The 13,874-nt window shown below is 70.1% G+C and carries 16 protein-coding genes; 7 read left to right on the top strand and 9 right to left on the bottom strand.

Annotation, left to right across the window (positions count from 1 at the left end):
- A partial coding sequence (locus tag ACFWY9_RS31005) for a carboxymuconolactone decarboxylase family protein (RefSeq protein ID WP_378340534.1) occupies positions 1-248 on the bottom strand: 248 nt, incomplete at its 3' end.
- A gap of 104 nt (positions 249-352) precedes the next feature.
- Between ACFWY9_RS31005 and ACFWY9_RS31000 the strand changes: the two genes are divergently transcribed.
- Positions 353-1,255: a LysR family transcriptional regulator gene (locus ACFWY9_RS31000; RefSeq protein WP_378340533.1), complete on the top strand. Its 903-nt coding sequence runs from the start codon at positions 353-355 to the stop codon at positions 1,253-1,255.
- Here ACFWY9_RS31000 and ACFWY9_RS30995 read toward each other — a convergent pair.
- Complete coding sequence (locus ACFWY9_RS30995; protein WP_378329897.1) at positions 1,221-1,751, bottom strand: CHAP domain-containing protein; 531 nt, start codon at positions 1,749-1,751, stop codon at positions 1,221-1,223. The two genes, ACFWY9_RS31000 and ACFWY9_RS30995, sit on opposite strands and share 35 nt — an antisense overlap.
- Before the next feature lie 136 nt (positions 1,752-1,887).
- On the opposite strand from ACFWY9_RS30995, the gene ACFWY9_RS30990 reads away from it, so the two are divergent.
- Positions 1,888-2,694 carry a hypothetical protein gene (locus ACFWY9_RS30990; protein WP_378340532.1) on the top strand — a complete coding sequence of 269 codons (807 nt, stop codon included), beginning with the start codon at positions 1,888-1,890 and terminating at the stop codon, positions 2,692-2,694.
- Here ACFWY9_RS30990 and ACFWY9_RS30985 read toward each other — a convergent pair.
- From ACFWY9_RS30985 to ACFWY9_RS30960, 6 genes are all read right to left on the bottom strand, one after another.
- Positions 2,691-3,233, bottom strand: a complete 543-nt coding sequence (locus tag ACFWY9_RS30985; protein ID WP_378329899.1) for a YbaB/EbfC family nucleoid-associated protein — start codon at positions 3,231-3,233, stop codon at positions 2,691-2,693. The genes ACFWY9_RS30990 and ACFWY9_RS30985 overlap by 4 nt on opposite strands.
- On the bottom strand, positions 3,230-3,622 hold the full coding sequence (locus tag ACFWY9_RS30980) for a YbaB/EbfC family nucleoid-associated protein (protein WP_378329900.1): 393 nt from the start codon (positions 3,620-3,622) through the stop codon (positions 3,230-3,232). Before ACFWY9_RS30980 ends, ACFWY9_RS30985 begins: the two co-directional genes overlap by 4 nt.
- Positions 3,623-3,632: 10 nt before the next feature.
- Positions 3,633-4,757 (bottom strand): C40 family peptidase, encoded by a 1,125-nt coding sequence (locus ACFWY9_RS30975; RefSeq protein ID WP_378340531.1) that lies wholly within the window; start codon positions 4,755-4,757, stop codon positions 3,633-3,635.
- A complete protein-coding gene (locus ACFWY9_RS30970) occupies positions 4,754-5,092 on the bottom strand; it encodes a hypothetical protein (RefSeq protein WP_378329902.1) in 339 nt (112 codons plus the stop codon). Before ACFWY9_RS30970 ends, ACFWY9_RS30975 begins: the two co-directional genes overlap by 4 nt.
- A gap of 123 nt (positions 5,093-5,215) precedes the next feature.
- Positions 5,216-6,031 carry a DsbA family protein gene (locus tag ACFWY9_RS30965; RefSeq protein WP_378329903.1) on the bottom strand — a complete coding sequence of 272 codons (816 nt, stop codon included), beginning with the start codon at positions 6,029-6,031 and terminating at the stop codon, positions 5,216-5,218.
- 13 nt (positions 6,032-6,044) lie between these two features.
- Positions 6,045-6,551 (bottom strand): MauE/DoxX family redox-associated membrane protein, encoded by a 507-nt coding sequence (locus ACFWY9_RS30960; protein WP_378329914.1) that lies wholly within the window; start codon positions 6,549-6,551, stop codon positions 6,045-6,047.
- An 88-nt stretch (positions 6,552-6,639) separates the two neighbouring features.
- Here ACFWY9_RS30960 and ACFWY9_RS30955 point away from each other — a divergent pair, with 88 nt between their 5' ends.
- Together ACFWY9_RS30955 and hrpB are read left to right on the top strand one after the other, a co-directional pair.
- Positions 6,640-7,470 (top strand): glutamate ABC transporter substrate-binding protein, encoded by an 831-nt coding sequence (locus tag ACFWY9_RS30955; protein ID WP_378329904.1) that lies wholly within the window; start codon positions 6,640-6,642, stop codon positions 7,468-7,470.
- Positions 7,467-9,890: an ATP-dependent helicase HrpB gene (hrpB, locus tag ACFWY9_RS30950; protein WP_378340530.1), complete on the top strand. Its 2,424-nt coding sequence runs from the start codon at positions 7,467-7,469 to the stop codon at positions 9,888-9,890. The genes ACFWY9_RS30955 and hrpB overlap by 4 nt, the downstream gene beginning before the upstream one ends.
- Before the next feature lie 53 nt (positions 9,891-9,943).
- Here the strand turns inward: hrpB and ACFWY9_RS30945 are convergent, their stop codons facing one another.
- The gene (locus ACFWY9_RS30945) at positions 9,944-10,756 is read right to left on the bottom strand and encodes an ion transporter (protein ID WP_378340529.1); all 813 of its coding nucleotides are present in this window, start codon (positions 10,754-10,756) and stop codon (positions 9,944-9,946) included.
- A 140-nt stretch (positions 10,757-10,896) separates the two neighbouring features.
- Here ACFWY9_RS30945 and ACFWY9_RS30940 point away from each other — a divergent pair, with 140 nt between their 5' ends.
- The 3 genes from ACFWY9_RS30940 to ACFWY9_RS30930 are packed head-to-tail and all read left to right on the top strand — an operon-like array spanning position 10,897 to position 13,654.
- Positions 10,897-11,817: an ABC transporter ATP-binding protein gene (locus ACFWY9_RS30940; protein WP_378340528.1), complete on the top strand. Its 921-nt coding sequence runs from the start codon at positions 10,897-10,899 to the stop codon at positions 11,815-11,817.
- Positions 11,814-12,869 carry an alpha/beta hydrolase family protein gene (locus ACFWY9_RS30935; protein ID WP_378340527.1) on the top strand — a complete coding sequence of 352 codons (1,056 nt, stop codon included), beginning with the start codon at positions 11,814-11,816 and terminating at the stop codon, positions 12,867-12,869. Before ACFWY9_RS30940 ends, ACFWY9_RS30935 begins: the two co-directional genes overlap by 4 nt.
- Positions 12,866-13,654: an ABC transporter permease subunit gene (locus ACFWY9_RS30930; RefSeq protein WP_378340526.1), complete on the top strand. Its 789-nt coding sequence runs from the start codon at positions 12,866-12,868 to the stop codon at positions 13,652-13,654. The genes ACFWY9_RS30935 and ACFWY9_RS30930 overlap by 4 nt, the downstream gene beginning before the upstream one ends.
- Positions 13,655-13,874: the final 220 nt, after the last annotated feature.

Raw genomic sequence — 13,874 nt, 5'->3', positions numbered from 1 at the left:
GTGTAGTACGGCGCCTCGCGCCACGCGGCGACCGACCACAGCCGTTCGTCGGTCTCCCCGGCCTTCTTCGCGTCGCGGGCGTGCATGTCGACACAGAAGCCGCAGCCGTTGATCTGACTCGCCCGCAGCTTCACCAGCTCCAACGTGCTCTTCGGCAGGTTCGTCCCGGCGAGGTACATCTCCAGCGCCACCATCGCCTTGTAGCCACCGGCGACCAGCTTCGGCAGGTTCGTCATCCGTGCGCGCATCTTGTGTTCTCCCTGTTCAGAAGGTCTCTTCGACCTCTCCACCTTCTCGCCGGAGCGAGGCCCGAACAACGCGCGAAACCGGGCCGATCGATAACATGGAGGTTATGGAACTGCGGGACATCGAGATCTTCCTGACGCTCGCCGAGGAACTGCACTTCGGGCGCACCGCCGAGCGTCTGCACGTCTCGCAGGCCAGAGTCAGCCAGAGCGTCAAGCAGCTCGAACGCCGCATCGGCGCGCCGCTGTTCGCGCGCACGAGCCGCCGGGTCGAGCTGACTCCGATCGGGCGGCGGTTGCGTGCCGATCTCGCGCCCGCGTACCAGGGCATTCACGACGGGATCGCCCGCGCGGTGGCCGCCGGGCGCGGGATCGGCGGGGTGCTGCGCCTCGGCTTCGAGGCGCCCGGCGTCGCCGATCTCGTCGCGGATCTGCTCGACGCCTTCCGCGAACGACATCCGGACTGCGAGGTGCAGATCCGTGAGGTCGACTTCGCCGACCCGTTCGGCATGCTCCGCGCGGGTGACATCGACGCGCTGATCACGCTGTTCCCGGTGAACGAAACGGATCTCGTCGCCGGGCCGGTCGTGTACACCGAGCCGATGGTGCTCGCCGTTCCGGCCCGGCATCCGTTCGCGCGACGCGAGCACGTCACTCTCGAAGATCTTGCCCAGGATCGCGTGCTCCGCGCGGCGAATCCACCCGCGCCGTACTGGATCGACCCGCCGGAGCCGTGGCACACCCCGGGCGGCAAGCCCATCGAACGCGGGGAGCCGCTGGAGACCTTCCAGGAACTGCTCGCCGTCATCGCGAACGGCGGTGGGATCTGTCCGCTCGCGGCGCACGCGACGACGTATTTCAGTCACCCGCGGATCGCGTTCGTCCCGTTCCGCGGGTCCCCCGACGTCGGCTGGGGCGTACTGTGGCGCCGCGCCGGGGAAACCGCACGGGTCAAGTCCTTTGTGGACGTCGCGGCTAAGTTCCCGGCGCGAAGTGGATCACCCAGCTGAGCTGGCTCGACGGCACGACCCGTGTGCTGTACCGCAGCGGCGTCGACCAGTTGTACTCCTCCACGGTCACCTGGTCACCCGTCACCGCGGCGATGTAGGCGACATGTCCTGGCGGAGCGAGCTTCCCGGGATCCCACTGCGCGATCGCACCGGCCTTCGGCACCCGGTCGACGTCGTAGCCGAGCCTGCGCCCGTTGGCCGCCCACTCCGGGGCGTTGCCCCAGTGCCCGGCGATTCCGTTGCGGGACATGGAATTGTGGAAGTACCCGGTCAGCTGTTCCATCCGCCAGGCCACGAACGACGTGTCCTGCCCGGAATAGAAGGCCCATCGGTCCACGACGTCGGGCTGGTCGCGGTACGGGTAGTCGTCGCCGCTCGGCAACACCGCGGAGCCCACAACCTCGTCGCGCGGTTCGGCGGCCTGCGCGGGAGCCGCAGCCGTGGCCGCGATCAGGAGCGCGAGAGCGGCACTCAGTACGGTTCTCGTCGGTGCCATGGCGGAATTTTCACCTTTCCATCGGGGACCGGAGCGTCCATGATCTCCACGTGCGGACCGCCGGAAAACCGGCGCGTGGGAAGTCCAGCCGATCGAGCGGAGAATCGGCGACTCGGTGTGACGAGGGGGAACGAGAATGAGCAAATGGCCTAGATTCGCGCCACCGATGCTGGTCGTGCTCGGCGTGCTGCTGGTGGGCGGCATTGTCTTCGCCGCCACGCGTGCACCGGCGTCCGACACCGGCGAAGCCCCGGCGGGCGCGGCGGAAACGGTGTGGAGGGACCTTCAGGCCGAGGTCACGGCCGTGCGTCCCGGCCCGGAGCCGAACGTGGTGGTCGCGCGGGCCACCGTGCCCGCCGGGGAGCCGGACTGCGCGCGCTCACCGCATGTCGACAAGGTCACCGAAGAAAACGACACGGTCTACGCCAACATCGTGTACAGCACGCGTGCGACGCTGGCCCGCGAAGCCTGCCCGCGCAAGGAACAAATCGACGTCCCGCTCACCGCGCGATCGCCGATCGGGGACCGCGCGATCTCGCTCAACAGCGGCCAGGCCTGGCACCGGAAGGGCGCCGAGTACGGCCACTGTGACGAATACCTGGGTTGCGTCCCACCCGCTGACCACTGCGCCGAGCCGTGGATCAACCAGACGGTGTTCAGCGCCGACGTCCCGGTCAACCGCCTGCACGGGGCCCGCGATCTCCGCGGCTGCGACCAGAACTGGCTCGTCCTCGACCTCGACCGGCACGTCGGTGACTGCCCGCCCGCGGAAGGCGCGCCGGCGTGCCAGAACACGCGCCGCGCCAACCGGGTCTTCTACCACTGGGCGGGCAACGGCTGGAAGAGCTTCGCGGGCGCGAAAGACGGCGGCTGCGCCGAGGTCAAAGCGGTGGAGCCGGAGTTTCCGCCGGCGTTGTGCGAAAAACTGGCCGCGCCGAACTAGCGGTCGGAGCGGAGCGAGGCCGGGTCGAAGGATTCCCAGTACGCGTCATCGTCTTCGTGCGCGGCGCTCGCAGTGTCCACAGTGGACGTATGCGTCGCGGGCGGGGCTTCGCCGAGCCGCTGTGCGCGTTGCCGCTGAAATTCTTCGACGGTCATGCCCGGATCGTCGTCCTCGGCCCGCGCGGGCGCGGGCATGCCGGACATCTGCTCGATCATGTACGTCATGTCCTCGCCGAGCAGCAGCGCGACCTTGTTGTAGCTGTCCTGCGTGGCCTCGCGCATCGCGGCCTGGGACACCTCGACGATCAGCGAACCGAGCCGGTCGTGGCCCCAGTTCACCGCGTCCGGGGCGAGCCACAGCCGCTGCAGCTTGCCGCGCGCGTCGACGGTGACCTCGATCGTTCCGTCGACGTCGTGCGCGGTGCCGCGTGCCTGTGCCATCAGGGATTCGACCTGCGCGAGCGCGTCCTGCCGGGCGCGGGCCTGGTCGATCAGCTGTCTGGTGGTCGAGGTGACCGGGACTTGGTCCACCGTGCTCATCTCCCGTAGTACCCGGCGGGCGGTTCGGCGTCGACGTCGTCCTCCGGGATCGGCTCGAAGCCCAGCGACTTCAGGTTCTCGTCGTCGGGACCGAGGACCGGCGCCAGCTGGTGGTACATCCGGTCTCCGGCGCGGCGGGTCGCACGCTGCGCGAGTTCGAAGATCTGCTCGGCCAGCGCGGCCGAGCCGTAGCGCAGCGCCGAACGGCTCAGCTCGATCCCGGTGAGCAGCCCGCCCGGCGCGACCTCGACCTTGACCGCGCCGTCACCGGACTCGGCGCGGCCGACGACCGGCCCGCTCCTGGCGAAGCGTTCGCCGGCCTCGCGGGCCGTGCGTTCCACCTGCTCGGCGACCCGCGCGGACGCGAGGTCGATGTCGAATTCAGCCACGTTGCCCAGATTAGCCAGTCGGCCGGTAGAAGCCGATGAAGGACTGCCCCGCGTTGGTGGTGCGGATCTTGCTGACCTGCACCGGGTCGCCCGCCTCGACCATCTGGCCGTCGCCGATCACCATCGCCACGTGCCCGGACCACACGACGAGGTCACCGGGCAGCAGCTGGTCCATCGACGGGACCTCGGCGCCGACAGTCTGCTGGGCCGCGGTGCGCGGCAGTTGGAGGCCCGCTTCCTTGTACGACGTCATGGTCAGCCCGCTGCAGTCGAGCCCCTGCCCGCGCGCGGTGCCGCCCCATACGTACGGGACGCCGAGCTGCGACAACGCGGCGCGCACGGCCTTCGCCGCGGTCTCGTTCGGGGCCTTGACGGTCTTGCCGCCGGGCAGGTTGACGTCGACGCCGGTGCCGGGCTGCGGCGGGATCGCGACCGGCAGGCGCGGCTTGTGCGCACCGCCGCCTCCGCCGCCGCCACCTCCCCCACCGCCGCTGCCGCCTCCGTCGCCGCCCCCACCGGAGTAGCCGGAGTTGTTGTTGAACTGCGAGCCGACGTGCGTGGTCGAGGCGCTGCTCGCCGACGTCGACTCGCCACCGCCGAGCTTGGTGCCGATGTCGGTGAGCTGGTTGATGGTCTGCTCGCTGAACGTGGCGGCCTGGCCGGTCAGCTCGCCGATCTTCGCCTGGAGCTTGGTGAGGATGTCCCGCGAGGCGGCCGCGCGGCTTTCCGGCGGCTGGATGGTGTTCACCGCCGCGAGCGCCTTCATCGAGGCCGAGATCTCCTTGATGATCTGGTCGCGGACCTGGTCGTTCTTGATCTCGCCGACGTGCAGTGCCTCGGCCGCCTCTGCGACGGCCTTCTCGATCTCCGCACTCTCGTCGAGCACGGACTGGACCTCTTTCTCGAGGCTCTGCGAGGTCGCGGTGGCACGGTCGGTGGTGTTGCCCGAGCTGGCGTTGACGAGGTTGACCCGCTGCGCCCCGGCGTGGTCCTGCGCCTTCGACATCGACGTCTGCAGCGCGACATGGCCGTCACGGGCGCCGTTGATCGCCGCCGGGTCGTGCCGCAGCTTCTGCGCGAACTGGTTCGTGGTGTGCAGGCCGTGCTGGACGACCTGGTCGACGTGCCCGGTCACGAGAGGTCCTTGCCCAGCCGGTGCATCGTCTGGCCGTGCTCGTCCTCGACCGCCGCGTAGTTCGCCTGCGTCCGGCGCGAGGCGTCGCCGACCTGCTGCCAGTTGCCGCCGATGCTCTTCATCCGCTCCTGCAACGCACGCATGCGGCCGCTGTAGGCGCCGGAGAACCCGGATTCGCCGCCCATCTCGGAGAAGCCGTGGCCGCCGAGGGTCACGTGCGGGCCGACGTGCTTTTCGGCCGCGCCCTTGACGTCGTCACCCAGCGGGTCGACCTGGCGTGCGTACCGTTCGTACGCACCCTCCTCGACGTGGAAACCCTTGTGCGTGCCGTCCACTCCACCCCTCCTGTGGTCCGTCCAGGGGTGCGACGCGTACGGCCCTGCCCTGGTTCCCCTCGCCACTGCGGGTCCAGAGTAGACCACCGACCGTGCCCGGGTGGGCGAAATGCCGGGATCGGCTCAGCCGGCGAGCGCCTGCTGGAGCCAGCCCTGCTGCTGCCAGTTGACGATCTTGCCGCCCACGAGAACCGTCGGCGTGCCGAAGCCCTTCTTGCCGCCGGGGAAGGTCTGTTCCAGGTTCGGGTCCTTCAGCGTCTGCTGGAAGGCGTCGTTGAGCTGCTGGTTGTAGGCGCCGGAGTTGATCGCCTCGGCGAACTTCGGATCGGTGATCCCGAGGTCCTGGCCCAGCTTGATCAGCTGGCCCTTGTCGTAACCGCGGCCGCCCTCTTCCGGCTGGTTCTTGAACAGCGCGTCATGATAGGCGGTGAACTTGCCGGCGTCGGCCGCGGCGAGCGAGGCGTTCGCGGAGTCGAGCGAGTAGCCAGGCGGGTCCGAGTTCTTGTTGAGCAGCGGCACCATGTGATAGCGGACGAGCAGCTGGCCGGAGTTGACGGCCTGCTCGAGCTGCTGGCCGTAGGCCTTCTGGAACTCGCCGCAGATCGGGCAGAGGAAGTCGGCGTAGACGTCGATCGACGCCTTCGCGTCCGGCTTCCCGGTCTGCACCACGACGCCGTCGCGCTTCTCGACGACCCCCGCCACCGGCGGCGTGGCCGGGGCGCTGGACGTGCCGGGGTTGATCGCCTGCTTCTCGGTCGTGTTCTTCGACGCGTTGATCCAGATCACCCCGCCGATCACGGCGACGGCGACCACGACTATCGCGACGACCGTGACGATGACCTTCCGCCGGTCACCGGAAGCACCCCGCGCCTGTGCGACCGCGCGCGCGGCCTGTTCCTGCTGACGACGTTTCCGAGCGCCGCGCTCAGCTCCACCCACTGTTGTTCCTACCTCAATTTCCTTCTGGTACCTCGGAGTAGTCGTGCTCCGGTGCGGCCGAGTTCCCGCGACCGCGGCCGAGCCAGCGATCCACCGAGAACCACGTCGACGGCCGGGCCAGCAGCCAGACCGCGAGCAGCAGGAAGCCCGTGTCGCGCAGGATCTCCTGCGGGTACTGCGTCTGCCCCGGCGCCACCTGCCCGCCGCCGCCGAAGCAGCCGCAGTCGATGCTCAGCCCGCGTGCCCACGACTGGGCGATCGCGGCGATCAGCACCAGGAACAGCAGCAGCGACACGCCCGCCACCAGCCGCGTCCACAACCCGGCCAGCAGGAACAGCCCGAGCAGCAGTTCCAGCAGCGGGAGCATCGTCGCGACCGGCCCGACCAGCCCGTGCGGCAGCACGTCGTAGGCCTGAACCGCGATGTAGGTCTGGCCCGGTTCGCTGATCTTCAGCGCACCCGAAACCAGCCACACGGCCGCCAGCCCGAGGCGGGCGAGCGTGCCGACGGTGTCGAGCACGGCTTGGGACGGTCGCAACACGCGCATAGGCTAGCCGCTTGACCTGAGAACAAGGTGAGTCCTCGAAGCCGGCGAACGGAGTGGACGGATGCGGCTACGCGCATTCCTCGCCCTCGCGTTTCTACTGCTGACCTGCGTGAGCTGCGGTTCCAAGCAGGTGGCGCCCGGCGATTCGGTGGTGGCCAAGGCCAGTGCCGGGAATCACCTCACCATCGGGATCCGGTTCGACGCGCCGGGGCTCTCGCTGCGCACGATCGACGGACGTTTCGTCGGCTTCGACGTCGACGTCGCCCGGTTCGTGGCCGGTGAGCTGGGCGTCGAGCCGCAGAACATCACCTGGCACGAGACCACCTCGGCCACCCGGGAGAGTGATCTCGCCAACGGCGTCGTCGATCTCGTCGTGGCGACCTATTCGATCACCGACAAACGCAAGCAGCAGGTGGCCTTCGCCGGGCCGTATTTCGTGACCGGGCAGGATCTGCTCGTGCGGCGTACTTCCCCCGACATCACCGGCCCGGAGACCCTCAACGGGCGCAAGCTGTGCTCGGTCGCCGGGTCCACCCCGGCCCAGCAGGTCCGCGACCGGTACGCCCAGGCCGTGAAGCTCGTCGAGTACCCGCGTTACCCGGACTGCGTGACGGCGCTGCTCGCCGGGCAGATCGACGCCATCACGACCGACGCGGTGATCCTCGCGGGATATGTCGGACAGGATCCCGAACTGCTGCGTCTCGTCGGCAAACCGTTCTCGACCGAGAGATACGGCGTCGGGCTGCGCAAGAACGACACCGACGGCAAGGCAGCGGTCGGCAAGGCGATCCAGAAGATGATCTCCGGTGGGGAATGGCGCCGGTCGCTGAGCACCAACATCGGGCCGTCCGGCTACCCGATCCCCGCCCCGCCCGAGGTCACCGAGCAGTGATCCGCGCCGAACTGCCGGATCTGCCGGTCCGCCCCGTGCTGCCCGCGGTCACCGCCGCGCTGGCCGAGCACGGCACCGCCGTCCTCGTCGCGCCGCCCGGCACCGGGAAGACCACCCTGGTCCCGCTCGCGCTGGCGTCCGATGACGGGCGCGTGATCGTCGCCGAGCCGCGTCGGCTGGCCGCCAGGGCCGCCGCCGCGCGGATGGCGTCGATCCTGGGCGAGCGGGTCGGCGAAACCGTCGGGTATTCGGTACGCGGGGACCGGAAGGTGTCGGCGCGGACGCGGATCGAGGTGGTGACGTCCGGGCTGCTGGTGCGGCGGGTGCAGGCCGATCCCGAACTGCCGGGGGTGGCCACAATCCTGCTCGACGAATGCCACGAACGTCATCTGGACGCGGACCTGCTGCTCGCGCTGCTGCTGGACGTCCGCGCGGGCCTGCGGGAGGACCTGCGGCTGCTCGCGACGTCGGCGACGGTCGCGGCCGGGCGACTCGCGGCGTTGCTGGGCGACGCGCCGGTGCTCACTGCCGAAGCACGGACGTACCCGGTCACGATGTCCTACCGGCCGCCGACGCGTGGTGAACGTCCGGAAGCGACGGTCGCCAGGATCGTCCACACAGCACTGTCCGAAGGAGACGGTGACGTCTTGGCATTCCTCCCTGGCGCCGGGGAGATCGCACGCACCTCGGCTTTGCTCGGCGGACTGTCCGGAGTGGACGTACTACCGTTGCACGGACGGCTTTCCGCTGCGCACCAGGACGACGCGTTGCGGCCTCGTGAACGACGTCGTGTCGTGCTCGCGACGGCGGTCGCCGAATCGAGCCTGACCGTGCCGGGTGTGCGGGCGGTCGTGGACTCGGGGCTGGCACGGGTGCCGCGGGTGGATCACCGGCGCGGCCTGCCCGGGCTCGCCACGGTCCGGGTTTCGGCGGCAGTCGCCGAACAACGGTCCGGGCGTGCCGGGCGCGAGGCCGCCGGACGCGCCTATCGATGCTGGGCCGAACACGAGCAGGCGACACTCCCGGCGTATCCCGAACCGGAAATCCGCACCGCCGACCTCGCGCGGTTCGCGCTCGAACTGGCCTGCTGGTCCACTCCGGACGGAGGCGGGCTGGCCTGGTGGGACGAACCCGGCGAGGGTGCGCTGGCGGCGGGCCGCGCTCTGCTGATCGCCCTCGGCGCGACGGACGCGGACGGCACGGTCACCCCGCGCGGACGCCGGATGGCCGAACTGGGCCTGCATCCCCGGCTGGCCCGCGCGTTGCTCGACGGAGCTGCCGAGGTCGGGGCGCGGAACGCGGCGGAGGTCGTCGCATTGCTCGACGTCGGCGGTTCACTTACCGATGTCGAGGCGGAACTGCGACGTCTGCGTGGCGGTGGCGATGAGGCAGCGCGGCGCTGGAAGGCCGAGGTACGAAGGCTTTCCGGTCTGGTGCGCGACGACGGCGCCGGGCGTCGCCCCGACCCGGCGTTGGTGGTGGCGCTGGCGCATCCCGAACGGCTGGCACGGCGGCGTGCCGGAACGGCGCCGGTGTATCTGATGGCGGGCGGGACCGCGGCGGAGCTCCCGCGCGGCAGCGGCCTTGGCGACGTCGAATGGTTGGCGGTGGCCGAGGCGACCAGGGATCCCGGCCGCGCGCACGGCACGATCCGGCTGGCGGCCGCGGCGGATCTGCCGCTGGCCACGCGCGCAGCACCGAACCTCGTGTCCGAAGTGGACGAAGTCGTCTGGTCCGCCGGCGACGTCGTGGCACGTCGCGTCCGACGGCTCGGCGCCATCACGCTTGCCGAGCGCGCACTGTCCAAACCGGACCCCTCTGCGGTGCGTGAGGCGTTACTGACCGGGCTTCGCGAGGAAGGCCTCGGGCTGCTGCGGTGGACGTCGGACGGAACCCGGCTGCGCGAGCGGATGGCGTTCCTGAACCGGGCCATCGGCGCACCGTGGCCCGAGGTGGACGACGCCGCCCTGTTGTCCACTGTGGATTCGTGGCTGGACCTTTCACGGGCGCGGCGGCGTGCCGATCTCGCGACGATCGACGCGGGGGCGGCGCTGCGCGGGATCCTGCCGTGGCCGGAGGCGTCCCGGCTGGACGAGCTGGCGCCGGACCGGCTCGAAGTGCCGTCGGGCTCGCACATCCGGGTCGGCTACGACGGTGATCAGCCGGTGCTGGCGGTGAAACTGCAGGAAACGTTCGGCTGGACGGAGACGCCGAAGGTCGCGGACGGGCGGGTTCCGGTGCTGCTGCACCTGCTCTCCCCCGCCGGGCGCCCGGCCGCCGTCACCGCCGATCTGGCGTCGTTCTGGCGCACCGGGTACGCCGCGGTGCGCGCGGACCTGCGCGGCCGCTACCCCAGGCATCCGTGGCCTGAGGACCCGACGACCGCGGCCCCCACCCGGCACACGACGCGGCGGCGCTGATCCGAGGGACGCCCTTGGTGCGTTGGCCGCACCGAGGGACGCCCCCGTCGCACTCAACGCACCAAGGGCGTCCCTCGGTGGTTTCCCCCCAGCTCGTACTGCGGCGTGGTCGGCAGCCGGGCCGCGAGTTCCTCGTTGTCGTGGTCCTCGTGCAGCCCCAGCTCGACCGCTTGACGGATCTGCTCCCGGTTCTCCCGCACGACATGCGCGAAGAAGTCGTCGATCCGCGGGTCGACGAGAACTTCGAGGACGACCCGCATCGCGGTGTCCACAACGGACCCGACGATCTCGTCGTGGAAGGGCAGTCTGGACAGCCGCCCGGCTTGCGGGTCGTTTTTGAGTTTCTCCGCGATGATCTCGCGCAGCATTTCGCGGTGGTCGCCGAGTGACCGCGCCAGGTTCTGCGGATAGTTGCCGGTCTCGACGACCTTGACCACTTCGTCCATGACGGCGAGCGTGATGGGTTTCTTGATCGCCAGCACAATCGGCCGGGACAGCCGCTCGACCAGCCGCTGGGTGAACAGTTCCCCGAACGCGCGATCGGCGGTGCGGGCGAGGCGGACCAGCACGACCACGACGCGCAGCAGCCGGAATCCGCGCAGCGCCGGATGCGCGATCGGGATCATGCCGAGGATCTCGTACCAGTTGCGCAGCGGGAAGCCCTTCTCCCAGCCGTTCTTGCGCCACCGCCACAGGAATTCCAGCGCGAAGACGCCGCAGACCGACGTGTCCACGACGAAGATCACGTGCGCTTTCGCCTCGGAATGCGGAAAGAACGTGACATAGGCGAGCAGGCCGACGGAGAACACCGCCAGGACGAGCATGACGACGTCGAGCGGGCTCACCCGCCGGGCACCGGTGATCATGGGCCGATTGTGCCTTCCCCTACGGGTGCCCGCCGCCTGCCCCTGCCGAAAGTCGGGGGTCGGCACCGACCGTCGGCCGATGTCCCGGTGTACCGCGTTCTCGCAGACTTCCGTGGCAGGCAAAGAAACCGGGAGGTCTCATGATCACGCTTCGCGGACTGACGAAGCGCTACGGGGAGAAGACGGTCGTCGACGATCTGACGTTCTCCGTCCCGCCGGGCCGGGTGACCGGCTTCCTCGGGCCGAACGGCGCCGGGAAGTCGACCACGATGCGGATGACGCTCGGGCTCGACGCGCCCCACGCGGGCGAGGTGCTCATCGACGGCAAGCGCTACGCCGAGCTGCGGCATCCGCTGCGCGAGGTCGGCGCGCTGCTGGAGGCGAAGGCGCTCCATCCGGGACGCAGCGCGGGAAAGCATCTGCTGGCGATGGCGCGCAGCAACGGCATTCCGGCACGGCGCGTCGAGGAGGTGCTGGCGACGGTCGGGCTCACGGACGTCGCGGGCAAGCGCGCCGGGCAGTTCTCGCTCGGGATGGGGCAGCGGCTCGGGATCGCCGGCGCGTTGCTGGGTGATCCCGGCGTGCTGATGTTCGACGAACCGGTCAACGGCCTCGACCCGGACGGCGTGCGCTGGGTTCGGCAGCTGATGCGCTCGCTCGCCGAGGAGGGCCGGACGGTGTTCGTGTCGAGCCACCTGATGAGCGAAATGCAGCTGACCGCCGACCGGCTCGTGGTCATAGGTAAGGGAAAGCTTCTCGCGGACGCGACGATCGACGAGTTCATCGCGGCGAACTCGCGGAGCACGGTCGCGGTGCGCATGCCGGTGCCCGCCGAGTTGCGGAAGCTGGACGAGCGGCTGCGCGCGGAAGGCGTGACGACCCAGGTGACCAGCGCGGCGGAACTGATCGCCCACGAGGTGACCGTGGGGACGGTCGGCGATCTCGCGCATGAGCTGGGCGTCCGGCTGCATGGGCTGGCCGAGCGGACGGCGTCGCTGGAACAGGCGTACATGGAACTGACCGCGTCGTCGGTCGAGTACGGGACGGGGGTGGCGGCGTGATCGCGCGACGGCTGCTCGTGCTGGTTTCCGTTGTGCTGGCGGGCTTTCTGGGGGTGTCCGCGAGCGCTTCCGCGGTTCCGGCGCTGTCCTTGCCCGATCCTGGTGGGCCCTACCCGATCGGGCGGCAGGTGTTACATCTCGTAGACACCGGACGGGCCGACCCGTGGCGGCCCGCGCAACGCCGCGAGCTGATGGTGTCGATGTGGTACCCGGCGGTGCCGGCCGGGAAGCCGTCGACCTGGATGACGCCCGCCGAGTCCGCCGAGTCGGTCGCTGGGCGGAAGCTCGACCTGCCGCCGGACACGTTTTCGCGGGTCCGCGTCCACGCGCGGGAAAACGCGCCGGTGCTGCCGTCTCCGGGACGTCCGCTGGTGCTGCTCTCGCCGGGTGCGGGCAACAGCCGGTCGACACTGACGGCGCTGGCGGAGCGGCTCGCGTCGAAGGGGTACGTCGTCGCGGGCATCGACCACGCCTACGAAGGCTGGGGCGTCGAGTTCCCCGGCGGACGACTGCTCTCGTGTATCCCTTGTGGACAGTCCGGGGATCCGTGGCCGCGTGCGATCGCCGGTCGGGTGCCGGACGTTTCCTTCGTGCTTGACACGCTCTTGCGTGACCGGCGCTGGCCGATCGACCCGGCGAGGATCGGGATGGCAGGGCACTCGGCGGGTGGTTCCGCGACCGCGGCGGCGATGACGGCCGACCGGCGGATCCGCGCGGGCGTGGACCTTGACGGCCCGTTGTTCGCCCCCGTGTCGATCGACCGACCGTTCGCGGTGCTGGAGAGTCCGCTGGGCAGCCGTGCCTACGGCGCGAGCTGGACCGAGAACTGGCCGCGGCTGACCGGCTGGAAACAGCGGCTGCTGCTGGAGGACAGCGGCCACTCGACGGGGACCGACGAGGGCATCCTCGTCGACCAGCTCGGCCTGCGGGGCAGCCTGCCGCCGGAACAGCTGCGGAACCAGTACGGCTCGATCGACTCGTCGGCAGGTCTCGACTTCTACCGGGACTACCTGACGAACTTCTTCGGCGGCTTCTTGAAGGGGGCACGATGACGACGACGCAGGTGCACGCCGGCGGCGGCTTTTCCGGCGCGGTGGCCTCGGAATGGACGAAACTCTGGTCGGTGCGCGCGACCTGGTGGTGCCTGTCGAGCGGGGTCGTGCTGATCCTCGGCTTCTCGGTGATCCTCGGTGTCACGCAGCGGATATCCGACGACCGCCCGACCGGGGCCCACGGCGTCGCGGCCACCGGCGCGTTCTACCTGGCGCAGTTCGCCGTGGTGGCACTGGCGACGCTGTTCATCACCAGCGAATACGCGAGCGGCGGCATCCGCTCGACGCTGCAATGGGTCCCGGTGCGCTCACGAGTGCTCGCCGCGAAGTCCGCGGTGCTGGCGCCGGTGTTGTTCGGCTACGGCGTGGTGCTGGCCCTCGCGGCGATGGCGCTGGCCTCGGTGGTGATGGGGCCACACGGGCTGCCGACCTCACTCGGCGCGGGCGCGACGACGGTACTGGGCATGGGCGCGTACTTCGCCCTGCTCGGACTGCTGTGCCTCGGCATCGGGACGGCGTTGCGGAGCGCGGCGGGCGCGATGGTGACGGTGTTCGTGCTGCTGCTGATGCTGCCGCTGGTGCTGGCGGGCTTCGCGGGTCCCGACGTGCCGAACTACTTCCCGGGCATCGCCGGTCTCAACGGGATGATCGAAACCGGGGCGCGGAACCCGGTGTTCGACGGGGTCGCGCCCTACGCGTCCTGGGTCGGGACGGTGATCTGCGCGGGCTGGGCCGCGGCGGCACTGGTGGTCGGCGGGGTGGTGTTCAAGCGCCGCGACGCCTGAACACGCGGCTCCATGCGGGCGCTTTGGGGCGAGGGGGGAAGCAAGGGACCTTTACTACCGTTGCTTAGCACACTAATAGTTGGCACGCTCACGGACGATAGCAAAGGTCCCTTGCTCTCTTTCCGCAGGTCAGGATTGTCCGTGGGGGGGGCCCGTGGTGGGCCCAAAACCCCCCAAGGGGGGCCCCCCACGACCCGGAAGGATAATCAGGATAAGAGGA

It is taken from the genome of Amycolatopsis sp. NPDC059027, from assembly GCF_042739735.1.
GTDB lineage: Bacteria > Actinomycetota > Actinomycetes > Mycobacteriales > Pseudonocardiaceae > Amycolatopsis.
The sequence above is the reverse complement of the archived record's forward strand: the minus strand, read 5'-3'. Positions and strand labels throughout refer to the sequence as shown.